20 protein-coding genes and 1 tRNA gene are annotated in these 21,516 nt (G+C 66.1%); 13 read left to right on the top strand and 8 right to left on the bottom strand.

Annotation, left to right across the window (positions count from 1 at the left end; translation table 11 throughout):
* Positions 1-38 precede the first annotated feature (38 nt).
* Entirely contained in the window at positions 39-956 is a 918-nt protein-coding gene (locus QRN34_RS08420; RefSeq protein ID WP_285403696.1) for an alpha/beta hydrolase, read from the top strand.
* Positions 957-968: 12 nt separating this feature from the next.
* Here QRN34_RS08420 and QRN34_RS08415 read toward each other — a convergent pair whose 3' ends face one another.
* Positions 969-1,871: a phytanoyl-CoA dioxygenase family protein gene (locus QRN34_RS08415; RefSeq protein ID WP_285403692.1), complete on the bottom strand. Its 903-nt coding sequence runs from the start codon at positions 1,869-1,871 to the stop codon at positions 969-971.
* A 140-nt stretch (positions 1,872-2,011) separates the two neighbouring features.
* On the opposite strand from QRN34_RS08415, the gene QRN34_RS08410 reads away from it, so the two are divergent.
* Entirely contained in the window at positions 2,012-3,130 is a 1,119-nt protein-coding gene (locus QRN34_RS08410) for a Gfo/Idh/MocA family oxidoreductase (RefSeq protein WP_285403687.1), read from the top strand.
* Here the strand turns inward: QRN34_RS08410 and QRN34_RS08405 are convergent.
* Positions 3,127-4,149, bottom strand: coding sequence for a LacI family DNA-binding transcriptional regulator (locus tag QRN34_RS08405; protein ID WP_285403682.1), 1,023 nt, complete (start codon positions 4,147-4,149; stop codon positions 3,127-3,129). The genes QRN34_RS08410 and QRN34_RS08405 overlap by 4 nt on opposite strands.
* Before the next feature lie 436 nt (positions 4,150-4,585).
* Positions 4,586-4,978 carry a hypothetical protein gene (locus QRN34_RS08400; protein WP_285403679.1) on the bottom strand — a complete coding sequence of 131 codons (393 nt, stop codon included), beginning with the start codon at positions 4,976-4,978 and terminating at the stop codon, positions 4,586-4,588.
* Between the two features lie 241 nt (positions 4,979-5,219).
* Between QRN34_RS08400 and QRN34_RS08395 the strand changes: the two genes are divergently transcribed.
* A complete protein-coding gene (locus QRN34_RS08395) occupies positions 5,220-5,645 on the top strand; it encodes a DUF4879 domain-containing protein (protein WP_285403676.1) in 426 nt (141 codons plus the stop codon).
* A gap of 357 nt (positions 5,646-6,002) precedes the next feature.
* On the opposite strand, the gene QRN34_RS08390 is transcribed toward QRN34_RS08395, so the two are convergent.
* The 3 genes from QRN34_RS08390 to QRN34_RS08380 all read right to left on the bottom strand — a co-directional run bounded on the left by QRN34_RS08390 (position 6,003) and on the right by QRN34_RS08380 (position 10,164).
* Positions 6,003-8,687: a M1 family metallopeptidase gene (locus QRN34_RS08390; RefSeq protein WP_285403669.1), complete on the bottom strand. Its 2,685-nt coding sequence runs from the start codon at positions 8,685-8,687 to the stop codon at positions 6,003-6,005.
* A gap of 179 nt (positions 8,688-8,866) precedes the next feature.
* Entirely contained in the window at positions 8,867-9,409 is a 543-nt protein-coding gene (locus tag QRN34_RS08385) for a carboxymuconolactone decarboxylase family protein (RefSeq protein ID WP_285403667.1), read from the bottom strand.
* A gap of 206 nt (positions 9,410-9,615) precedes the next feature.
* Positions 9,616-10,164 carry a peroxiredoxin gene (locus QRN34_RS08380; protein ID WP_036137465.1) on the bottom strand — a complete coding sequence of 183 codons (549 nt, stop codon included), beginning with the start codon at positions 10,162-10,164 and terminating at the stop codon, positions 9,616-9,618.
* A 152-nt stretch (positions 10,165-10,316) separates the two neighbouring features.
* On the opposite strand from QRN34_RS08380, the gene oxyR reads away from it, so the two are divergent.
* On the top strand, positions 10,317-11,279 hold the full coding sequence (oxyR, locus tag QRN34_RS08375) for a DNA-binding transcriptional regulator OxyR (protein WP_285403665.1): 963 nt from the start codon (positions 10,317-10,319) through the stop codon (positions 11,277-11,279).
* Positions 11,280-11,292: 13 nt separating this feature from the next.
* Positions 11,293-11,898, top strand: a complete 606-nt coding sequence (locus QRN34_RS08370; protein WP_285403664.1) for a hypothetical protein — start codon at positions 11,293-11,295, stop codon at positions 11,896-11,898.
* 4 nt (positions 11,899-11,902) lie between these two features.
* Here the strand turns inward: QRN34_RS08370 and QRN34_RS08365 are convergent, their stop codons facing one another.
* Positions 11,903-12,421 (bottom strand): adenine phosphoribosyltransferase, encoded by a 519-nt coding sequence (locus QRN34_RS08365; RefSeq protein ID WP_285403663.1) that lies wholly within the window; start codon positions 12,419-12,421, stop codon positions 11,903-11,905.
* A gap of 99 nt (positions 12,422-12,520) precedes the next feature.
* On the opposite strand from QRN34_RS08365, the gene QRN34_RS08360 reads away from it, so the two are divergent.
* From QRN34_RS08360 to QRN34_RS08330, 7 genes are all read left to right on the top strand, one after another.
* Positions 12,521-14,248: a glutamine--tRNA ligase/YqeY domain fusion protein gene (locus QRN34_RS08360; RefSeq protein ID WP_285403660.1), complete on the top strand. Its 1,728-nt coding sequence runs from the start codon at positions 12,521-12,523 to the stop codon at positions 14,246-14,248.
* Positions 14,248-14,805 carry a nucleoside deaminase gene (locus QRN34_RS08355; RefSeq protein ID WP_285403658.1) on the top strand — a complete coding sequence of 186 codons (558 nt, stop codon included), beginning with the start codon at positions 14,248-14,250 and terminating at the stop codon, positions 14,803-14,805. The genes QRN34_RS08360 and QRN34_RS08355 overlap by 1 nt, the downstream gene beginning before the upstream one ends.
* Before the next feature lie 16 nt (positions 14,806-14,821).
* Positions 14,822-15,514: a VTT domain-containing protein gene (locus QRN34_RS08350; RefSeq protein ID WP_285403656.1), complete on the top strand. Its 693-nt coding sequence runs from the start codon at positions 14,822-14,824 to the stop codon at positions 15,512-15,514.
* Between the two features lie 64 nt (positions 15,515-15,578).
* Positions 15,579-17,489 (top strand): hybrid sensor histidine kinase/response regulator, encoded by a 1,911-nt coding sequence (locus QRN34_RS08345; RefSeq protein WP_285403653.1) that lies wholly within the window; start codon positions 15,579-15,581, stop codon positions 17,487-17,489.
* A gap of 87 nt (positions 17,490-17,576) precedes the next feature.
* Entirely contained in the window at positions 17,577-18,305 is a 729-nt protein-coding gene (locus tag QRN34_RS08340; protein WP_285403651.1) for a response regulator transcription factor, read from the top strand.
* Positions 18,306-18,413: 108 nt separating this feature from the next.
* Entirely contained in the window at positions 18,414-19,358 is a 945-nt protein-coding gene (locus tag QRN34_RS08335; protein ID WP_285403649.1) for a DedA family protein/thiosulfate sulfurtransferase GlpE, read from the top strand.
* A 65-nt stretch (positions 19,359-19,423) separates the two neighbouring features.
* A tRNA-Lys gene (locus tag QRN34_RS08330) sits at positions 19,424-19,499 on the top strand.
* A 48-nt stretch (positions 19,500-19,547) separates the two neighbouring features.
* On the opposite strand, the gene QRN34_RS08325 is transcribed toward QRN34_RS08330, so the two are convergent.
* Positions 19,548-20,042 (bottom strand): ricin-type beta-trefoil lectin domain protein, encoded by a 495-nt coding sequence (locus QRN34_RS08325; protein WP_285403646.1) that lies wholly within the window; start codon positions 20,040-20,042, stop codon positions 19,548-19,550.
* Positions 20,043-20,373: 331 nt separating this feature from the next.
* On the opposite strand from QRN34_RS08325, the gene QRN34_RS08320 reads away from it, so the two are divergent.
* Positions 20,374-21,510: an NAD(P)/FAD-dependent oxidoreductase gene (locus tag QRN34_RS08320; protein ID WP_285403643.1), complete on the top strand. Its 1,137-nt coding sequence runs from the start codon at positions 20,374-20,376 to the stop codon at positions 21,508-21,510.
* Positions 21,511-21,516 lie beyond the last annotated feature (6 nt).

Here is a 21,516-nt window from a genome sequence, read left to right as displayed (position 1 = left end):
GTGCATCCGTTTTCACGGCGGGTCCGTAAGCTCTGTTCATGACCCGACTCTTCTTTGTCACGCTCGGCACCCTTCTGCTTACGGGCTGCCAGTCCGTCCTGTTCGGCGCGATCAATGCGCGGCAGTCCTCCACCGGCGTCGTGGCCCACCACGACATCGTCTACGACCCGACCGAGGGCCTGGCGCTCGACGTCTACGGTCCCGTGCAGGCAAAGAACGCACCTGTGGTGGTGTTCTTCTACGGCGGCAGCTGGAAGAGCGGCAAACGCCAGTGGTATCGATGGGTGGGTGAGGCCCTGGCGGCCCGCGGCATCGTTACTGTCGTACCGGACTACCGTCTCTGGCCGAAGGTGAGGCTGGACGGCTTCGTCGGCGATGCCGCCAGGTCGGTACGCTGGGCGCACGATCGGGTGGGCGAGTACGGTGGCGATCCCTCGCGCATCGTCGTCATGGGCCATTCCGCCGGCGGGCACATCGCCGCCATGCTGGCGACCGACGAACACCGCCTGGCGATGGTCGGCATGCGCCCCCGTGATCTGGCCGGATTCATCGGCCTGGCCGGTCCGTACGACTTCCTGCCACTGAAGCAGGACGACTTCATCGACATGTTCGGGCACACCGCGGCGGAGCAGGCACGTTCGCAGCCGGTCAATTTCGTCGACGGCGACGAGCCGCCTGCCTTGTTGCTACAAGGGCAGGACGATTCCACCGTCAGGCCGTCCAACGCGCTGTCGTTGCAGCGGCGCTACCAGGCACAGGGCGAACCGGTCGAGGTAAAACTGTACCCGGACATGGGCCACATGGGCATCCTTTTCGCCCTTCGCGGCGGCAAGGATGCCGCACCGGTACTGGACGATGTGGTCCGCTTCGTCCAGCAGCGGGTTCACCAGCCGGCGGCGCGCCCTGCCGCTGCCGCTGCCGCTGCCGTTCCCGTGCCCGTTCCCGCAGGGCACTGACGCCACCCGGCCTCAGCGCGCCTTCATGACGTCGCGGCCCTCGACGTTGCCGCCGCGTGCCGCATCCAGCACCTCCGGGTACGGGTAGTTCAACCCCAGCAACTGGCGGATATCCGGACTGGCATCCCTGACGAACGCCGCGGGCAGCGAGGCCGGCAGGTCTTCCATCGGCTTGACGAACTTCGGCAGGTACTGGGTGATGATCGCCGAGCGATCGACGGTGCTTCGATTGGGCATCGCGCAATGCCACACGGCGCCGAAGAAGATCACGGTGTCGCCCGGCTGGCCGAGCATGCGCTCGCAACGTTCGAAGAAGCGATCGTCGTCCTGCGGGTAATGCAGGTCACGCTGCGACCCCGGCACGTAGGCTGTCGCACCCGTTTCCTCGGTGAAGGGGTCGAGCATGATGGTCGCCTGCGCGTTGAGCGGAAAGCGCGAATGGATGCGCGCCGGATGCGTCTGCGGCGAGTGGAAATCCCAGTAGGGGTAATCGATGTGTGGCTCCTGCCCCGGACCGCCCGGAAGGATACGATTGGCGGCGATCGATCCCATGATGAACTCACTGCCGATGAAGGCGCGCATCACCTGCATGATCACCGGATGCGCGGCCATCCGCGAGAACACCTCGCCCTTGGCCAGCAGGTTCCAGACGCGGCGCTGCAGGTTGAGCCGACCGGCCCGCTCCGCATCGCCCTGGAAGTGCGTGACCTTGCCGCCACGCTCGTCGGCGTCGGACTCACGCATGACGATAGCCCGCGCCTCAGCGATCTCCGCCGGCGTAAACAGACCGCGCAAGGTGATCGCACCGGCACCATCCAGCAACTCGTTGACGATGAATCCGGTGTCGAGCGTGTCTTCAGTAAAGACACGAAGTTCGACCGCAGGACGGCGGGCAGTTTGGGCGGAGGCATTCATGGCAACTCCTGCGCGGGGCGCGTTGGCGTGTCGACCGTTTCAGGCGGCTCGGGCACTACGCTAGGCCGAATTGCAAGCGCTTGCAAACCGCACTGCAGCATCCGTAGAGTCGACACTCCCCCTCTCCGGAAAACCACGCGATGAGCGAGCTGAGGATCGGCCTGATCGGCGCGGGATACATGGGCAAGGCCCACACGCTGGCGCTGCACGGCGTGGCGGCGACGTTCGACACACCGCTGCGCCCCGTGTGCGAGATGCTTGCCACCTCCACCGCCGACGGTGCCGCATCGCATGCCCAACGCTGGGGATGGCGTCGTTCGACAGGACACTGGCGTGAACTCGTCAACGACCCGGCCGTGGATGCCGTGATCGTCGCCACCCCGCCGCGCACTCACCTCGACATGGTGATGGCCTGCGTGGCCGCGGGCAAACCGGTGTTCTGTGAAAAACCGCTCGGTGCGAACGTGCGCGAATCACTGGCCATGACGGAGGCGGTCGAAGCCGCGGCTATCGCCAACATGGTCGGCTTCAACTACATCCGCACGCCCGCCAGCCAGCTCGCCCGGCAGATCATCGCCTCCGGGGAGATCGGCGAGGTGATCCAGGTGACCGCGGAGCATGTCGAGGATTACCTGCACGACCCTGCCCTGCCCGCCTCCTGGCGCACGCGCATCGCCACGGGCACCGAGGCCGGTGCGCTCGGCGATGTCGCCTCGCACATCGTCAACGCGTGCCTGCGCCTCGTCGGGCCCGTCGCCAGCCTGGTCGCGGATACCCGCATCGTCCAGGCGACACGCGCGGGCGACACGGGACCGGAGCCCGTGGAGAACGACGACCTCGGCCAGATGCTGCTGCGCTTCGTCAACGGCGCCACCGGCAGCCTCAGTTTCAGCCGCATGGCCGCCGGCCGAAAGATGGGCTACACCTACCGCATCACCGGCACCCGCGGTGCCCTTGCCTTCGACCAGGAAGACCAGAACGCCCTGTGGCTTTACGACGCCAGCCGCGAGCCTGCGCGACGCGGCTTCCAGAAGCTGCTGATGGGCCCCGTGCATCCCGACTACCTGGCTTTCAACCAGGGCACCGGCCACGGCACCGGCTACAACGAGCAGATCGTGATCGAGGCACGCGACTTCCTGCAGGCTGTGGCCACCGGCACGCCGGTCTGGCCGACCTTCCGCGACGGTTACGCGGTGGACCGGGTGATCGACGCGGCGCTGGTATCGAACCGCGAGCGCCGCTGGGTCGATGTAGGCTAGCGCTCGCGCAGGCTTCGGCGCAGCACCAGTTCGCAGGGAAACAGCCTGCTGCGCGGCACCGTGTCGGCATCGTCCATCCAGGCCACGATGCGCTCGATGGCGTGCAGCACCATCGGGCGAATGGGCTGACGCACGGTGGTCAGCGCATAGGACGCCCACGCTGCCAGCGGCATGTCGTCGAAGCCGACGATGCTGATGTCATCCGGCACAGCCAGACCGCGCTCACGGCAGGCGTCGATCGCCCCGAGCGCCAGGACGTCGTCGGCGCAGAACACGCCGTCGATGGCGGCATCGCTGTCGAGCAGCGCATGCATCGCCCGCTGGCCGTGCTCGTGCGTGTAGTTGCCCGCGTGGACGGTGTGTCGCAGGGAACGCCCGGCCGCGGCAGCGAAGCCGGTGCTGCGATCGATGGTCGACGCGTCGTGGGCGGAGCCGCCGAGGAAGGCCAGCCGACGCAGGCCACGCTGGCGCATCGCCTCGGCCACCAGGCGTCCACCGGCCACGTTGTCCACCGTCACCACCGGCACGGGCGACGAACGCCCCGGGCGGCCGAACACGTGCATGACCGGCAGGCCCGCCTGGCGACAGGATGCCGCGAAGCCCGCCGGCGGTGCCGACGTGGCGATCAGCACGGCGTCGACGTTGTACTGCCGCACCATGTCGATGGCCGCCTGGCCGTCGTCGTCCTCGCCCAGGTTCGCCAGCAGGGGCCGAAGACCTCGCGCCTGCAACTCCCGCGTGAACAGGTCGAAGACCTCCATGAAGGTCGGGTTGCCGAAGTGGTTGGACACCAGCCCGATCAGCTTCGTCCGCCCCGTCATCAGGCTGCGCGCCAGATGGTTCGGCCGGTATCCCAGGCGATCCGCCGCCTCGGTCACACGCTGCCGTGTTTTCGCCGAGACGCTGGCGCCGACGGTAAACGTACGCGACACCGCGGACATGGACACACCCGCCGCCTCTGCGACATCGCGGGCGGTGGCGGTGGCAACGCGCGGCGGCGTGGATGGTCTGGATGACATGGGGCAAGGTTAGCGCAAGGGGCGGACGGCCGGGCTAAGTTGATGCACGTACCTGGATTGCACGATCCGATATCTCCGGCTGGAGGGATGACAAGAGCGAAAAGGCTCTTCGCGTATGACGGAGTATCTCCCGAAGCCAATGCCAAAGCCTGAGTCGCTGGCATGGCGCGGCGACGAGGCGCCGGGTGGTCACACTCTGCGCTCGAGCAGCGGCCGCAAGCGGCCGAACTCGCTCAGAGCGTAACCACCCGCCACCTCTGCGACGACAGAGGCAGGCGGGGATGGAGAGCAAAACGTCGGCCCTCGTCATATCGTCGAGATAAGTAACAGTCTTCGTATCCGTTTTTCCTGACTTGAATACGCAACAGAATCAGCGAGGCGCGGACGGATCCATTCGGTACAAGGGAGGGACCACAACGTGGACCCGTATCTTCCATCAGGCCACTACCGAGATATGGACCGAACGATCTTCCATGATTCGCATGCGCTCGGCGAGTCCTTCGTACCAGGCAGCCAAGGCCGGATAGCCATTGTTTCGATCGAATTCGGCGATCGCCTTGATGTTTGAAGAAAAATCGATAGGTACATCCGGTTGATCTGCATACCACTCACCCGGAATGGAATTGAACATAGACGTGGCGTCATCAGGATCGATCTTGTCTTGCGCGATCATGTCGTCAAGATAGGCCTGCAGTTGCCGTGGCGTTATATATGAAAAATCGATCCGTTGTGTCGAACGCGCACTCGACTCCGATTGATCGACAGCAGCGGCACGACTCACCGATGCCTTCATAGTCGCTTCTCCTGGAAGGAGTTGATTGGTCTTCATTGAAGATATTTCCACGATTCGCTTCTCCAGAAAGGTAGACAACGAAAGCAGATCAGCATGTCAAGCAACAGATGCGGGACACATGTCGCGGAAGAAACCTACGTGATGCAAAGGAGTCAAGGTTGGGCACAAGAGCGAAGTGCATTGGCTTACACCAGCAATCACTTGCGGCTGATATCGCCAAAAGCGGTGTAGCCGCACCATCGGCCTCGACCGACCTAGTCGTTCATGAAGAACTTCAATGAAAACATTTCTAATCGCAGCAAGCCTGCTCGTCGTGTCACCTGTGCAAGCAAGGCTTCTGAGCAACAACCTAAACAATGCTTACGTCTACTCGGTGACATCTTCCAAGGGCGGAACCGAGCTTGTTAAAGATCGATTGGCAACAGCACGTGACCACGGCGGCGCATGGATGCAGATCACTACGGACGACGTAGGCTACGGTCACAACGCGCAAGCCCGTTTGCTAGGCACTCCTCTGCGTGATATCCGCAGTGAGGCGCTGTGCAACGTCAACGGACAACCCCGGCCCTGTCACGGCCGCGGCACCGTCATAGGCTATCGCCGCACCTGGGATGCCAGCGGTCGCGAGGGCGGCAACTTCCAGTACATGGTGATTCCTAACGGCGTGGGCGGTCCGGTGCGCATCGACTTCCAGATCCGCTGATCCCCGAAGGATTCTCCCCCGATTACCGCAGAAGATATGTCGGGCCGCGAAAGTGACACTCGCTGCATCGCCAAAAACGGAGTCTCCCGTGTGGAACCGCCCAAGGTCGCCCACGCTTTGCTCTACGCACACGCTACCTCTGTCGTCGCAGAGGCGCTGGGTGGTTACGCTCTGAGCGAGTTCGGCCACTTGTGGCCGCTGCTCGAGCGCAGAGTGTGACCACCCGGCGCCTCGTCGCCGCACCATGCGAGCGACCGCAGCTCTGGCTTCGGGACAGTCCACACTTACACGCAAAGAACAAAAAAGGCCGGGCGATTTCTCGCCCGGCCTTTGACCGCAACCTACATCAGTTGACGATCAGCGCGTAATCGTCTTCGGGTCCTGCTTGGCCTTCAGCGCCGCGCACAGCAGCGTCTGTTCGCTGGTCTGCGCGAGACCACGATCGGCGCCACTGACCTGGCCAAGGCGGGGCTTGAAGAACGCATCCATGCGATCGGCTTCCGCCTTGGAGCAGCTGCCACCGGCCGCCATTGCCGGCAGCTGGCCACCGGCAAAGCTGCCGGTACGCGCCACGATCTTGTCGTAGTTCGCGGTGAACCACGTCCACAGGTCGTTACGCGTGGCTTCCGTGGCACGACCGCCACGCAGCACCGCCGCCATCTCGCCGACCTTTACATCCTTGCCCAGGGCGAAGTCGCGTGCCTTGTTGGCCAGCGCCGCATCCTTGGTGGAGGCAAGCGCGGAAAGCATCGCGTTGCGCTTGGCCGGATCGGAAGTCTTGGGGATCTCCGCGATCAGCGCATCGACGGCCGGCGCGCCACGTTCCTGCACCGCCACGCCCAGCGCATCGGCCAGCAGGTCAGGATCAGCCGCGTCGAGGTCGAGGTGGCCATCCTTCGTCTGCAGTGCGGCATCGCCCTGCTTGAGCATCTCCGCGCGTACCGAGGGCTCGGCGATGTCGTCGTCGCCCAGGAAACCCACCAGCGCCGTGCGGGTCAGCGTGTCGTTGTCCGCCTCACCGACCTTCTTGCGGAAGCCGAGGCCCTTCAGCTTCGGCAGGTAGGCATCGACGGCCCACTGGCGCAGGTGGCTCTTCTGCGCATCGGTGACGGCTTCGTGGTTGAGGATCCAGTCGAAGGTCATCAGCGGGGCGGTGAACACCTCGCGGGTCTTCGAGGCTGTCAACGGCTTCATCGCGGCAAGCACGTCGCCGGCATCGATGTCGCCGTGCTGGAACGCCGCGCGCACGGCATCGGCGTACGCCAGCTGCTCGGCATCGCTGAGCGTACCCACCACCTTGGCCAACGCCGCGAGGTCACCCTTGCCCTGCGCGAAGCGGTAGTAGCCGCGACCGTCGGCATTGGGCATCACCCAGGTGTTCTTCGCCGCGCCGTCGAGCACCATCGTGCCGGTGGCCTGGTCGAGCAGCTGGCACGCGACCTTGCTGGCTCCCGCGCCGGTACCGTAACGCACGCACATGGGCACGCCCCACACGCGGCTGGCGTCCCCCGTGCTGCCCAGCGGCAGGTAGCGACTCTGCGTCAGGTGCAGCACCGTCTTGCCACCTTCGGTCTTCACCTCGGTGGTGACATACGGCACGCCCGACTGGTCGAGGAAGCTGCGGAACGCCTTCTTGAAGGCATCGCCCTGGCCCGCGGCCTCGGCGATCGCGTCGATCAGGTCGTCGGCCGTGGCATTGGCGAACTTGTGCTTCTGGATGTACGCGCGCATGCCTTTCTGGAAAACCGGCTCGCTGACGTAGCCTTCGAACATACCTAAGACGGCGGCGCCCTTCTGGTAAGTGATGCCGTCGAACGCGGTCTCGATGTCGCCGTTACCGGTGATCGGCTGGCGGATCTTGCGGGCGCTCACGAGGCTGTCGTTGTTCATGGCGCCCTGGGCACCGCGGACGCGATCCAGGTCGGCACGGTATTCCGGATGCACCTTGCTGGTGACCTTCTGCTGCATCCAGGTGGCGAACGCCTCGTTGAGCCACAGGTCGTCCCACCAGGCCATCGTCACGGTGTCGCCGGTCCACTGGTGGGCCAGCTCGTGCGCGTTGACGTTGAACGAGCCGCGTACATACTGGGCGGCGGAATCCGGATCGATGAGCAGCAGCCAGTCGCGGAAGGTGACCAGGCCGGCGTTCTCCATCGCACCCGCGCTGAAGTCCGGCGCGGCGAGCAGGTCGAGCTTGTCATACGGGTAGCCGAAGCCGTAATAGTCCTCGAGCGTGTGGATGATGGCGTTGGTCTCACCCAGCACGTGTTGCATGCGATGGCCCTCGCCCTTGGCGGCGATGCCGCGCAGCGGCGTGGCGGTGGGGCGGTAGGCGGTCGGGCTGATGTCCGGGCCCTTCACCACGTCCCACGGGCCCACGGCGAACGCGACCAGGTAGGTGGGCAGCGGCTTGGTGGTGGAGAAGGTGAGGGTTTTCCAACCGGCGGCGGCTTTCTCTTCCTTGACCTGCGCGGTATTGGCCACGCCCTGGTCGTCGGACGGGATGGTCAGGCTGAGGTCGAACGGCACCTTGAACGACGGCTCGTCGAAGCCGGGGAACGCGTAGCGCGCCGACACCGGCTCCATCTGGGTCATGGCGTAGGGCACGCCCTCGTGGGACACCTTGTACAGGCCCTGCAGCTGCTTGTTCAGTGGCGCGGTGAACGCGATGGCGACGGTGATCTCGCCCTGCAGCTTCGCGCCGAGCTCGACCTTCGCCACGCCTTCCTTCTCGGCGGCGACGGTGTACTTGCCGGTGTGCGTCTTGCCGGCGGCATCGGTCACGGTGACCTTGGAGACCTTAAGGTCCTTGCCGTGCAGCCAGATGAAATCGGACGGCTGCGCCAGCTTGATCCGGATGGTCGAGGAGCCGGAATAGTCTTCCTGCCTGGGATCGACCTTGAACGCGAGCTTGTAGCTTTCCGGCTGGGCCCAGGCCGGCAGGTGGCCGAGCGGCGGCGCGGCGTCCGTGCCGGCGGCGAGCGCTGCGCCACAGCAGGTGGCGAGCGCGGTGAGAACGAGAGGACGGACGAAACGACGCATGATGGGTGGGACTCCCCTTTGGGTAATCCCCCATCCTGCAAACAGGGTGACTTTTGACACAGTGCCAGAAGGCACCCTTTTGTCGTTGCGGTGCGGCATGAAACAGGAGCATCGCCTACATCGTGGCGAGGCAACCTTGGTAAAGCATCGCCCACATCGTGGGCTCCTACATGGCTTGATTAACCGGCCGCTTCGGCTTGCTCGAGGACGACGCCGACGGCGTGGATCACCGAGGCGATGCGTACGGCGCTCTGGATGGCCTGGACGGAAATACCGCCATCGCGCAGCACTTTGTCGTGCGAATCGATGCACATGCCACAGCCGTTGACCGCGGAGACGGCCAGGGAGACCAGTTCGAAATCGTTCTTGGCATCGCCCTTGTAGGCGCCGATGACGTTCATGCGCAGCTTGGCGGGGATGCTGGCGTATTCCGGGTGGCTCACCAGGTGCTGGAAGCGGTAGTAGATGTTGTTCATGCCCATGATCGCTGCCGAGCCCTTGGCGGCGGTCACCTGCTCGGCCGAGGCATGCTCCGCGGCGAAGGCGGCGATGGCCTGGGTCAGCGGCTTGTAGCGGGTGGAATAGGCGGCACCGAGGGCCACCATGGCGATCTGGGCAAGGTTCAGGCCCGGGGCACCCGCTTCGCTCAGGACCGTATCGAGGTTGAGCTTGAGGTCCTTGGCATAGTCGGGAATCTGGCTACGAAGATCGGCGACGCTCATGGGATGCACCTTGTGTCTTTGGAAAGAGGGGAAAGGAGGGCGCGGACGACCGCGGCACGCACGGTGCCGGTTCGCGCGAAGGGCGCGGATCGTGTCCGGGATACCTTGAAAAACGGGCGGCGAAGCGAACTTCGCCGCCCGTGGGGCTGCCCGCGCCACGCGGGGGGAGGGAGCGGAGCGGCGCGGGACTTACAACCGCTGGTGCATCAGGCGACCTTGAGGGTCTCTTCGCCCGACTTCCAGTTGCAGGCGCACAGTTCGTCGGTCTGCAGGGCGTCCAGCACGCGGAGCACTTCGTCCGGGTTGCGGCCGACCGAACCGGCCGTGACGTAGGCGAACTGGATCTCGTTGTTCGGATCGACCAGGAACGTGGCGCGCTGGGCAACGCCATCGGCCGTGAGGATACCGAGCGCCGAGGTCAGGTCCTTCTTGATGTCCGCCAGCATCGGGAACGAGAGGTCCTTGAGGTCGGCGTGGTCCATGCGCCAGGCGCGGTGGACGAACTCGGAGTCGGTCGAGGCGGCCAGGATCTGGCAGTCGCGATCGGCGAACTTCTCGTTGAGGTCGCTGAAGCCCTTGATCTCGGTCGGGCAGACGAAGGTGAAGTCCTTCGGGTAGAAGAACACCAGCTTCCACTTACCTTCGTACGACTTGTCGGTAATGGTCGTGAACGCGTCTTCGATCTTGTTGGCCAGGGGGCCACCGTTCACGGCCAGCAGGTTGAATTCCGGGAATTTATCGCCGATGGTCAGCATGTTTTCGACTCTCCGTTACGGGTTGTTGGTTTCGTTGCGCGCTTGGTGACGCGACTGAATACCAAGGTTAGCCCGCTGCGGCGATTATCTCAAATCGATTGTAGGCATCAGTGTGATAGGCTGCATCTATTGATCTGCCTCGAGCCGCCGCCATGAACCTGCGTGACCTGCAGTACCTCGTCGCCCTTGCGGAACACCGCCACTTCGGTCGCGCCGCCGAGGCCAGCTTCGTCAGCCAGCCCACGCTGTCCACCCAGATCCGCAAACTGGAAGACGAGCTGGGTGTCGCGCTGGTAGAGCGCACGCCGCGAAAGGTGCTGCTGACCGAAACCGGCGGAGAAATCGCACGGCGCGCCCGTGGGGTGCTGTCGCAGATCGACGAGATCAAGGCGATCGCCCAGCGCACGCGCGATCCTGAGTCGGGCACGATCCGCCTGGGCATCTTCCCCACGCTGGGGCCTTACCTGCTGCCACACGTGGTGCCGCCGCTGCGGGCGCGTTTCCCCCGCCTCGAGCTGTTGCTGCGCGAGGAGAAGACCGAGCAGGTGCTGCACATGCTGCGCGAGGGCACCCTGGATGCCGGCATCCTCGCCCTGCCCGTCCACGACGATTCGCTGCACGTGGAATTCCTGTTCGAGGAGCCGTTCGTCCTTGCCGTGCCCAGCGGACACCCCCTCGCGGGCCACGCGCCGCTGCGCATGGATGACCTTTCGGACCAGAACCTGCTGTTGCTCGAGGACGGGCACTGCCTGCGCGACCAGGCACTGGAGGTCTGCCACATGGCCGGCGCCGGCGAGAAGACCGGATTCCGGGCGACCAGCCTGGAAACCCTGCGCCAGATGGTGTCGGCCAACGTGGGCATCACGCTGTTGCCTGCCCTGGCCGTGCAGGCCCCGGTAGCCCAGTCGCCCAATGTGGACCTGATCGCCTTCGCCGCGCCGGCACCCAGCCGCCGGATTGCCATGCTGTGGCGCAAGAGTTCCGCCATGACGCCGTTTTTCGAGGCGCTTGCGGCCATCGTCCGCGACCTGCCCGCCGCCCTGTTCGATCCACGGGGAACCGCGCCACGTCAACCAGAAAGGGTTTCGGGCGTTGGCCCCTCATCATCCTACTGACGGTTCTCGCGGCATGCGCTTCTGGCTGGTCCTCCTGCTCATCCTGTGTGGCTGGGGCGGTTACGCCTGGTGGCAGCACCATCCGGTGCACGACGCGCCCGGCGTCCTCGCGGGCGACACTCCCGACCAGGAGGACCTCGGCCCGGGCACGGTGCTCAACCGCGGGCACTACACGCTGGCGCCCCGCGCGAAGTTCGCCATGACCGGCCGCGTGCTGTCACGCGAGGACTACCAGCTGGACGACCTGGCGCCGATCGCCCCGACGGACCTCGCGCTGGGCTGGGGGCGCATGTCGGACACCGCGGTGCTGGACAAGATTCGCATCTCCCAGTCCAACCGCTTCTACTTCTGGTACACGGACCACTTCCCGATACCCCGCAAGGAGATCGAGGACTCCAGCGCCAACATGCACATGATTCCCGCCAACGACAACGCGGCGCGCGAGCTGCGCCACGTGCGCCCGGGCGACGTGGTCCACTTCGACGGCTTCCTGGTGGACGTGCGGCGCGACGATGGCTGGCAGTGGAAGACATCGCTGACGCGCGAGGACACGGGTGCCGGCGGGTGCGAGATCGTGCTCGTGGAGGACCTGCGCGAGGAGGGCCCACCCCGACACTGAGGCGTCAGGACCCGACCAGGGCGTACAGGGGCGCGTCACCGGACCACCGAGACCGCCCGTTCAGTCCCGCCAGTTCCAGCACCACGCTACCGCCGCAGACCTCGGCCCCCAGTCGCTCCACGAGCCGACGCGCGGCTTCCAGCGTGCCGCCGGTAGCCAGCACGTCGTCCACCACGATGACCTTCTCTCCCGGTGCGATGGCGTGCGCCCCGATTTCCAGGCGATCCAGGCCGTACTCCAGGCCGTAGTCGAGCCCGACCACGGGCGGCGGCAACTTGCCGGCCTTGCGGACAGGCACGAAGCCGGCGTCCAGCGCCCGGGCCATGGCGGCGCCGAAGATGAAACCGCGCGACTCGATACCGCACACGGCACCGATGCCCTTGCCGAGCCAGGGTGAGCACAAGGCGTCGATGCAGGCGGCAAAGGCCGCCGCATCGGCCAGGAGCGGGGTGATGTCCTTGAACATGATGCCCGGACGAGGAAAGTCGGGAACGTCCCGGACGAGATCGGATAGGGGCGACATGCCGCCAAGCTAACCCGCGTCCGCGCCGGCGGCAAGCGTGTCGCGCCCAAGGAAGGTAAACTTCCGCGTTTGCCGCGCCCTACCTGCCGAGTCCAAGCGATGTCGACCGAAACGCCCGTCCTGCCGCAGAACTTCATCCGCCAGATCGTCCGCGACGACCTCGCCGCCGGCAAGCACGCGACCATCCGCACGCGCTTTCCGCCCGAGCCCAACGGCTACCTGCACCTGGGCCACGCCAAGTCGATCTGCCTGAACTTCGGGCTGGCGACCGACTACGCCGGCGTGTGCAACCTGCGCTTCGACGACACCAACCCCTCGAAGGAGGACGTGGAATACGTCGAGGCCATCCAGCGCGACGTCACCTGGCTGGGCTTCGACTGGGCGGAACTACGCCACGCCTCGGATTACTTCGAGGTGTTCTACCGTTCGGCACTGAAGCTGATCCGCAAGGGCGTGGCCTATGTGGACGATCTTTCTGCGGAGGAAGTGCGCGAGTACCGCGGCACGCTGACCGAACCGGGCCGCAACTCGCCCTTCCGCGACCGCTCCATCGAGGAAAACCTCGACCTCTTCCAGCGCATGCGCGCCGGTGAATTCGCCGACGGCAGCAAGACGCTGCGCGCGAAGATCGACATGGCCTCGGGCAACATCAACCTGCGCGACCCGGCGCTCTACCGCGTACGCAAGGTGCACCACCAGAACACCGGCGACGCCTGGCCGATCTACCCGATGTACGACTTCGCGCACTCGCTGTCCGATGCGCTGGAAGGCATCACGCATTCGCTGTGCACCCTGGAGTTCGAAGACCACCGGCCCCTGTACGACTGGTGCGTGGACCACGTGGACCTCGCGAACGATCCGGCCCTGTGGGCATCGCTGGCCGCCGCCGGCGTGCCGACCACACCCAGCAAGCCACGCCAGATCGAGTTCTCCCGCGGCAACCTCAACTACACCGTGATGAGCAAGCGCAAGCTGATCACGCTGGTCACCGAGCGCCTGGTGGACGGCTGGGACGATCCCCGCCTGCCGACCATCGCCGGCGTCCGCCGTCGCGGCTTCACCCCCGCGGGCATCCGCCTGTTCTGGGAACGCATCGGCGTCAGCAAGCAGAACAGCACCATCGACATGAGCGTGCTGGAAGGCGCCGTGCGCGACGACCTCGACGGCACGGCACCGCGGCGCCTGGCCGTGATCGACCCGGTGAAGCTGGTCATCACCAACCTCGACGCCGCGCACGCCGAGTCGCTCACCTTCCTCAACCATCCGAAGGACGACAGCTTCGGTACCCGCAGCGTGCCGTTCTCGCCTGAACTGTGGATCGAGCGCGACGACTTCGCCGAGGTGCCGCCGAAGGGCTTCCATCGCCTGAAGCCGGAGGGCGAGGTCCGCCTGCGCGGCGTCGGCATCATCCGCTGCGACGCGGTCATCAAGGATGCGGACGGTCAGGTCACCGAGCTGCGTTGCACGCTCGACCTCGCCTCGCGCACCGGCATGCCCGGTGCCGATCGCAAGGTCAAGGGCACCATCCACTGGGTGAGCGCGCGCGATGCCATCCCGGCGGAGATCCGCCTGTACGACCGCCTGTTCGACGTCACCGACCCCGACGACGACAGCGACGGCAAGACCTACAAGGACCACCTCAACCCGGCATCGCGGCGCATCGTCCGCGGCTATGTCGAACCCGCGGCCGCTGCGGCATCCGCGGAGGAGCGCGTGCAGTTCGAGCGGTTGGGGTATTTCGTGGCCGACATGCACGACCACGCGGCCGACGCGCCGGTGTTCAACCGCATCGTCACCCTGCGCGATTCCTGGGCGAAGCAGGCCTGATGCTGTACGCACAGGTTCATCTCACCCTGCCGGCCTGGGTCCATGAAGCGGTCGATACCGCCGTGCCCTACATCGGCGACGAGGCCAAGGTCGGCCTGGCCATCGACCTGTCCTCGCGCAACGTCGACCTGGCCACGGGCGGGCCGTTCGGTGCCGTGGTGTTCGACGGCGCCGACCGCATCGTCTCGGTCGGCGTCAATCGCGTGGTGCCGCACAGCTGCTCCGTCGCGCATGCCGAGATGATGGCGTACATGACGGCACAGCAACGCCTGCAGCGTTTCCGCCTCAACGAGGACGGCTCGCGCTTCGTGCTGGCCACCAGTTCGCAGCCCTGCTGCCAGTGCTTCGGCGCCACCGTATGGGCGGGTATCGACGAGCTGCTGATCGGCGCCCGCTCCGAGGATGTCGAGGAACTGACCCCGTTCGACGAAGGCCCGCTTCCCGCCGACTGGGTGGGCGAACTGGCGCGGCGCGGCATCGCCGTGCGTCGCGACATCCGCCGCGACGATGCCCGGGAGGTCTTGCGCCGCTACGGTGAATCCGGGGCCGCGTATTGAGCGGCGCACCCGCCCGATGACGCGCTGGCGCGCCGTGCTGCCGCTGGTGCTGCTGATCCTGACCGGTGTCGTCGCGCTGGCCAGCGGCGCCCTGGACCGCTTCCATCCCGAGCATCTGCTTGCCGAGCAGGGCATGCTGCGAGCGGGCATTGCCGCACACCCCGTGCTGTCGCGGGCGACCTACGCGGGCGTGCTGGCCCTGGCGATCGCGACCGGGGTGCCCGGCACCATCGTCATCGTACTGGCCGGGGGACTGCTGTTCGGCATCGTCCAGGGCAGCGCGTTGTCGTCGGCGGCCCTCGTCGCGGGGTCGCTCCTGCTGTATGTCGCCAGCCGCCACGCCTTTCGGGCAGGCGGGCGGGCACCGCCCGAGTTCGCGGCGCGCCTGCGCGACGGCTTCGCCCGCCATCCCGTGCGCTATACCTTTGCCCTGCGCTTCGTTCCCGTGGTGCCCCTGGGGGCGATGACGGTCGCCCTGGCCTGGCTGCGCTGCCCGGTATGGCTGTTCATCGGCGCCACCTGGCTCGGTGGCACGGTATCGCTGGTGATCGAGAGCGCGATCGGCGCGGGACTCGCCTCCACCCTGGGTGGCGTGGCGCCTTTCAGCCTGCTGGATGTCCGCATCCTGCTTCCGCTGTGCGCCTTCGTGGTCGTCAGCCTGCTGCCCCTGGTCGTGCGATCGGTACGCGCACGCCGCCGGCGCGCCTGAGCACGGGCAACTGCGCTAGGCTGTAGCCTCGCGGCGCCAGGCAAGGGGCCGTCGGGGGAATGTCATGCGTGACGTATCGGCGTCGTCAGGGCTGGAAAGGGTGTGGCGCCGCACGTCGCTCGTGCAGCGCCTGACCTGCGTCGCCCTGGTGCCTACCGCCATCACTGCCGTGCTGCTGGTGACACTGCTGACCAGCCACCAGATGGACAACCTGCACGACATGGGCCGTTCCACGGCGGATGCGATCGCGCAGCAGTCGGCTTCCGTGTCCGGCGACGCCCTGCGCACCGGCGAGCGTCGTGAGATCGCCCGCATCGCGCAGTCCATCGTGCAGTTGCCCCAGGTGTCCCGCGTGCGCATCAGCGACCGCGACGGCGAGATCCTCGCCGACCGCGTCAACGGCACCGCCGGCGACGACGATACGCTCACCGTCGCCCGCGAGGTACTCGATCCGCTGACCCACCGCGTGGTGGGCTCGGTCACGGTGGACGTCAGCATCGAGGACGCCATCGAGGCGCAGCGGGTCGCCATGCACAACGCCCTGCTATGGCTGGCGCTGAGCCTGTTCATCGCGGCCATGATCGGGTGGTCGGCGGCACGCTGGCTCAGCGCACCCCTGCGCAACCTGGCCATCGCCGTGCGCCAGCTCGGCCTGGGCGACCGTACCGTGGTGGTGCCGGTGACCGACGATACCGAGATCGGCGATCTGCAACGCGGCTTCAACGGCGCCGCATCCAAACTGCTGCATGCGCAGATCGGGATGGAGCGTGAGATCGCCGCCGCCACCGAGGAGCTGGCTCGCAAGAACGCCGCGCTGGAAGCGGCCAGCGTCGCCAAGGCCCGTTTCCTCGCCGCTGCCTCGCACGACCTGCGCCAGCCGCTGTACGCCCTGACGTTGTTTTCGTCGGGCCTGGCCGTGGACGAGTTCGACCCGCTCCGACTCAACCGTATCGCGCACATCCAGGAATGCGTCGAGGCGCTGGATCACCTGTTCAGCGAACTGCTGGACCTGTCCCGTCTGGAGACGGGCGCCATGCCGGCCACCCTCCGCGACGTGGCGCTCGACGAGGTGTTCGAGGAAGTGAGCGTCAACTTTCGCATGGTCGCCGAGCAACACGACCTGCGCCTGATCGTCCGCACCACGGGACTGTGGGTGCACTGCGACCGCACCATGCTGGCCCGCATACTCAACAACCTGGTCAGCAACGCCCTTCGCTACACGCGCTGCGGCGGCGTACTGGTGGGCGCCCGAAAACGGCTGGACGGCCGGGTGCGGATCGACGTGTGGGATACCGGCATCGGCATCGGCGACGACCACCTTCGCCATATCTTCGACGAGTTCTACCGCGTGGAGAGCGGCCCGGAAGCCGGTCGCCCCGAGAGCACCCGGCGTGGCCTCGGGCTGGGCCTGTCGACCGTGCAGCGGCTGGCCGGGTTGCTGGGCAGCACGGCATCGGTTCGGTCGCGCCCCGGCAAGGGCAGCGTGTTCTCGCTGACCCTGCCGGAAACACGCCCGGGCATCGTCGAGTTCCGCCAGCCACCAACGCAGGCACCGGCGGCGACACGCGACGTCGCCGGCATGCGGGTACTGGTCATCGACGACGAGCCTTCCATCCTGGCCGGCATCAGTTTTCTCCTTGGCAGCTGGGGCTGCGAGGTGATGACTGCCGCAGATGCGCAGCAGGCCATGGAGGCCGTGCACCAGTGGATGCAGCCACCCGACATCGTGATTTCCGACCTGCGCCTGCGCGAAGGCACCGGCCTGGACGTGATCGCGCTGCTGGATCGCTACTACCGGCGACGTCCGGGCGATCCGCCGCCTTTCGCACGCGTGCTCATCACCGGCGAGACGCGCGTGGACTTCCTGCAGAGCGTAGATACGGCAACAACGCGCGTCCTGTTCAAGCCCGTGTCCCCGGATCGGCTTCATGAAGTCATGGTTTCCGCCTGGGCTGCCCATCATGCGCCGGCATGAGCCGTATGGCCGGCTTGCCGACGGCCATCGACAGGGCTATGTTCGCAGGAACGGGGAAGCCTGCGACCATGCAGGCGGAGGAGCGGTATGCACGTACTGATCGCGGACGATCACCGACTCATCATCGAGGGAGTGAAGCTCAAGCTGCGCGAGCTGGGTGACCACGTCACCTTCGTCGAGGCCCAGACGGTGGCGCAGCTGCAGAAACATCTCAGCGACGGACCACTGCCGGACATTGCCCTGATCGACATGGCCATGCCGGGCGCCGAAGGCGTCGAACACATCAGGCACGCCGTGGCGGCCATGCGTGAGGCCGAAGACGAAACCGGCATAGCGCGCATGCGTCCCGTCGTCGTGTTGTCCGGCACCGAGGATTCGTCATCGATCCGGCATGTCCTGGAGCTTGGCGTGCAGGGTTATATCCCGAAGTCATCGCCACCCGACGTCATCCTCAATGCCGTCCGGCTGATCGTGGGCGGCGGCATCTATGTGCCGCCCGAAGCCATGAAAGCCGAAGCCCCCGACGCGGTGCACGCTTTTTCCGTGCCGCGTGCCGCAAGCGACGGGCTGGCGCTGAAGGATCGCCTGGCCAGCATCCTTACCGATCGGCAGCGTGACGTGCTCAAGCTGCTGGCCCTGGGCCGGCCGAACAAGCTGATTGCGCGCGAACTGAAGATCAGCGAAGGCACGGTCAAGATCCACCTGGCGGCGATCTTCCGCGCGCTGCATGTCCGCAACCGGCTGGAAGCCCTTGTCGCCGCGCAGCACCTGGGCGACATGAACGACCTGAGCAACGACGTGTCGACCCACTCGTGATGCCTCCTGGCCGGAAGGCCTAGGCCAAACGGCCTGGGGCGGTCTGTCCGGCGAAACGTCACAGGCGTATCGTGGCGGGGTTGACGGACATGGGCCGAGGTACGAAGCGTGGCGAGCATCAACTGGGCGGACGCGGCGCCGACGGTAGCCTTCCTCGGCGTGTTCGCCGGAGCGATCGGCCTGCCAGTGCCCGCCATGCCAACCCTTATCGTGGTCGGCAGCACCCTGGTCGCTTCGCACGATCCCCTGCTGGTCGTCGCCACGTTCGTGGCCGCACTGGCCGGCGCTTTCCTGGGTGACGTGGCCTGGTTCCTCACCGGGCGGCACTTCGGATACCGCGTACTGGACGGCTTGTGCCGCGTGTCGCTCTCGCCGGACACCTGCGTGCGGCGCGCCAGCGGTTTCTTCGAAAAGCGCGGGGTCAAGCTGCTGCTGATCTCGCGCTTCGTCCCGGGGCTGTCGCTGGTCACCATTCCCATCGCCGGCGCGGGCGACACGCGCTTCGTCCGCTTCACGCTATACGACCTGCTCGGCGCTTCGCTGTGGATCGCCGTGGGCCTGTCGGTCGGCATGCTTTGCTATCGGCAGATCGACGCGGTGCTGGTCGCCCTGCGCGAGTTCGGCATCGGGCTGGCCGCGGTGGCCGTGGCCGTCATGGCGCTGTGGATCGGCTTCCGCTATGCGCGGCGGATGCTGCTCCTGCGACAGATGCGGCGGTCGCGCATCTCCGTCGACGAGTTGTCGCTCCTGCTGGCCAGCGATCCCGGTGCACTGATCGTGGACGTGCGCACGGCGATCAGCCGGCGCGATGATCCGTTCGTGATTCCGGGCTCGCGGATGTTCGATTTCGCCACGGCGGATGCGGACATCGCCACCCTGCCAAAGCACAGCGCGGTGGTGATCTACTGCTCGTGTCCGAACGAAGTATCGGCGGCGAAGGTGGCCGAACGGCTCGTCAAGCTGGGTTTCCGCAACGTGCGCCCCCTGACCGGCGGCATCGGCGCCTGGCGCGCCGCGGGACGCGAGGTGCAGGCGCTCGTCGCCACCACCTGAACCGACCCACCTCGCGGGTTGTGCGGTCACGGCCGGATCACTAAACTAGTCGGCTTGCCGCGTATGGGTCGTTAGCTCAGTTGGTAGAGCAGCGGACTTTTAATCCGTAGGTCGCCGGTTCGAATCCGGCACGACCCACCATACGCGTCAGCGACTTACCGAAAGCGGCGCGCTCCGCGTTTCGTGTCCCTATTGCTGAATCCAACGTTGGCGCGCCGGGTCACCCAGACCGCAATAAATCTGCAGGACAGCGCTTCCATTGGTGTCGAGACAGTACCCAGTGGAAACATTACGCATGGACCAGCCCAGGCGATCCTGCGTCAAAACCCACCGTTGCGCGTTTCCGCCGTTGCAGGCCTGTGCCGTGACCGACGGGCTGCTGGGGCTGCCACCCTGCAAACAAAGGTCTGACTGCACGTTGCGGATCTCGTCGCCGAGCTGATTCTGCGAGTGGCTCCACATCTGATAGCGGCCGCCATCGCAGATCGAGAGATTTACCTGTCCACCCTCCGTGGCCGTGACGCAACGCGAGGGTGGATTAAGAACGCTGAAATAGGCAACCCACGTAAAGGGGCCGCCAGTGATCATGGCCTGCGCATCCTGCTTATCACTCACTGCCGCCATGGCGGACAGCGAATGTGCAAATGAAACAACAGCCGTCGCAATCAGCAAAACCTTTTTCATGTCCCATGGCCCCATCACATATCGACTCGTGCGAATGACAGAGGTCTAAAGCCCTGCCGTTTTCATGGCGATCGAAATCGACCCATGCCATGCTTCGACCTTACCAGCACTTTTCCACAAGCCTGTTTCGGTTGCCGAAAACGGGCCCTATGTAAAAAACCATGGGCGGACCTCGTGCTCCGCCACCACGTCGCGAAAAACGACGGCCTGTCCTGGCGCCCTGCCGCTCAGTCCCTCGCGCACACACCGGCCACGTCCGTGGTCGGCCAGCGGCTCCTGAAACGATCGCCCGACGCATCCTCATGCGGTACGCGGGCAAAGGAGCATGCACATGCGATACCCGGTCACCATCATCGGCGCGGGACTAGGCGGACTGACGCTGGCCCGCATCCTCCATCGGAACGGCATCTCCGTCACGATCTGCGAAGCCGAACCCTCGGCCGACGCGCGGACGCAGGGGGGACTGCTCGACATCCACGAACGCACGGGCCAACGGGCCCTGCAATCCGCCGGCCTATTCACACGCTTCCTCGACCTCGTCCGCCCCGGCGAGGATGCCAAGCGCGTCGTCGACAGCCATGGCCGGCTGCTGCTCGACCGGCCCGGTGATCGCGCCAACGCGCGGCCCGAGGTAGACCGAGGCGAACTGCGCGCGATGCTCATCGACGCCCTTCCAGCCGACACCATTCGCTGGGGCCACAAGGTAGTGTCCGTCAAACCCTTGGGCCAGGGTCGGCATGAGATCGGCTTCGCCCACGGAGCGACCCTGGTAACCGACCTGCTTGTCGGCGCCGACGGTGCCTGGTCGACCGTGCGCCCGCTGCTGTCGTCGGCACGACCTGCCTACACCGGCACCTGTTTCGTCGAGATGCGGCTGCAACACAGCGACGGCCGGCATCGGGCCAGCGCGAACCTGATCGGTCGGGGCACCCTCATGGCCGTTGCGCCGGGCAAGGGCATCCTCGCCCATCGCAACGCGGATGGCAGCCTGCACACCTACGTGGCGCTGAACCAGCCGGAAGCATGGATCGCATCGATCGATATCGACGACACATCGCACATGCTGGTACGCCTGGCCGAGCATTTCGAAGGATGGGCACCCGCCCTGCGCCATCTCGTCACCCTGAGTGACACGCGACCGGTGCTCAGACCGATCCATGCGCTTCCCATCGAGCATCGCTGGCGTCGTGTTCCCGGTGTGACGCTACTGGGCGACGCGGCCCACCTGATGTCGCCCTTCTCAGGCGAAGGGGCCAACCTTGCTATGGTCGATGGCGCCGAGTTGGCGGGTTGGCTCGTGACGCACGCCGGCCACGTGGACACGGCGCTGTCGGCGTACGAAGACGCGCTGTTTCCGCGCAGTGCGGCCGTGGCGCGCGTGGCGGCGGGTAATCTCATGCGGTTCTTCGGCGATGCCGCACCGCGGAGCGTGGTCGAGCTGTTCGCGCCGCCCGCCCCTGCTGACTAAAGCGTT

Source organism: Luteibacter sp. ME-Dv--P-043b (genome assembly GCF_030209605.1).
GTDB lineage: Bacteria > Pseudomonadota > Gammaproteobacteria > Xanthomonadales > Rhodanobacteraceae > Luteibacter.
This window is presented reverse-complemented; position numbering and strand designations above follow the sequence as displayed.

What these genes read in the sequence shown, in the direction of transcription:
- QRN34_RS08365 (WP_285403663.1), bottom strand. Translation starts at nt 12,421, where the DNA reads ATGTCGCCCCTATCCGATCTCGTCCGGGACGTTCCCGACTTTCCTCGT.
- QRN34_RS08370 (WP_285403664.1), top strand. Translation starts at nt 11,293, where the DNA reads ATGCGCTTCTGGCTGGTCCTCCTGCTCATCCTGTGTGGCTGGGGCGGT.
- QRN34_RS08385 (WP_285403667.1), bottom strand. Translation starts at nt 9,409, where the DNA reads ATGAGCGTCGCCGATCTTCGTAGCCAGATTCCCGACTATGCCAAGGAC.
- QRN34_RS08320 (WP_285403643.1), top strand. Translation starts at nt 20,374, where the DNA reads ATGCGATACCCGGTCACCATCATCGGCGCGGGACTAGGCGGACTGACG.
- QRN34_RS08325 (WP_285403646.1), bottom strand. Translation starts at nt 20,042, where the DNA reads ATGAAAAAGGTTTTGCTGATTGCGACGGCTGTTGTTTCATTTGCACAT.
- QRN34_RS08405 (WP_285403682.1), bottom strand. Translation starts at nt 4,149, where the DNA reads ATGTCATCCAGACCATCCACGCCGCCGCGCGTTGCCACCGCCACCGCC.
- QRN34_RS08345 (WP_285403653.1), top strand. Translation starts at nt 15,579, where the DNA reads ATGCGTGACGTATCGGCGTCGTCAGGGCTGGAAAGGGTGTGGCGCCGC.
- oxyR (WP_285403665.1), top strand. Translation starts at nt 10,317, where the DNA reads ATGAACCTGCGTGACCTGCAGTACCTCGTCGCCCTTGCGGAACACCGC.
- QRN34_RS08380 (WP_036137465.1), bottom strand. Translation starts at nt 10,164, where the DNA reads ATGCTGACCATCGGCGATAAATTCCCGGAATTCAACCTGCTGGCCGTG.
- QRN34_RS08395 (WP_285403676.1), top strand. Translation starts at nt 5,220, where the DNA reads ATGAAAACATTTCTAATCGCAGCAAGCCTGCTCGTCGTGTCACCTGTG.
- QRN34_RS08400 (WP_285403679.1), bottom strand. Translation starts at nt 4,978, where the DNA reads ATGAAGACCAATCAACTCCTTCCAGGAGAAGCGACTATGAAGGCATCG.
- QRN34_RS08420 (WP_285403696.1), top strand. Translation starts at nt 39, where the DNA reads ATGACCCGACTCTTCTTTGTCACGCTCGGCACCCTTCTGCTTACGGGC.
- QRN34_RS08355 (WP_285403658.1), top strand. Translation starts at nt 14,248, where the DNA reads ATGCTGTACGCACAGGTTCATCTCACCCTGCCGGCCTGGGTCCATGAA.
- QRN34_RS08415 (WP_285403692.1), bottom strand. Translation starts at nt 1,871, where the DNA reads ATGAATGCCTCCGCCCAAACTGCCCGCCGTCCTGCGGTCGAACTTCGT.
- QRN34_RS08390 (WP_285403669.1), bottom strand. Translation starts at nt 8,687, where the DNA reads ATGCGTCGTTTCGTCCGTCCTCTCGTTCTCACCGCGCTCGCCACCTGC.
- QRN34_RS08410 (WP_285403687.1), top strand. Translation starts at nt 2,012, where the DNA reads ATGAGCGAGCTGAGGATCGGCCTGATCGGCGCGGGATACATGGGCAAG.
- QRN34_RS08340 (WP_285403651.1), top strand. Translation starts at nt 17,577, where the DNA reads ATGCACGTACTGATCGCGGACGATCACCGACTCATCATCGAGGGAGTG.
- QRN34_RS08360 (WP_285403660.1), top strand. Translation starts at nt 12,521, where the DNA reads ATGTCGACCGAAACGCCCGTCCTGCCGCAGAACTTCATCCGCCAGATC.
- QRN34_RS08350 (WP_285403656.1), top strand. Translation starts at nt 14,822, where the DNA reads ATGACGCGCTGGCGCGCCGTGCTGCCGCTGGTGCTGCTGATCCTGACC.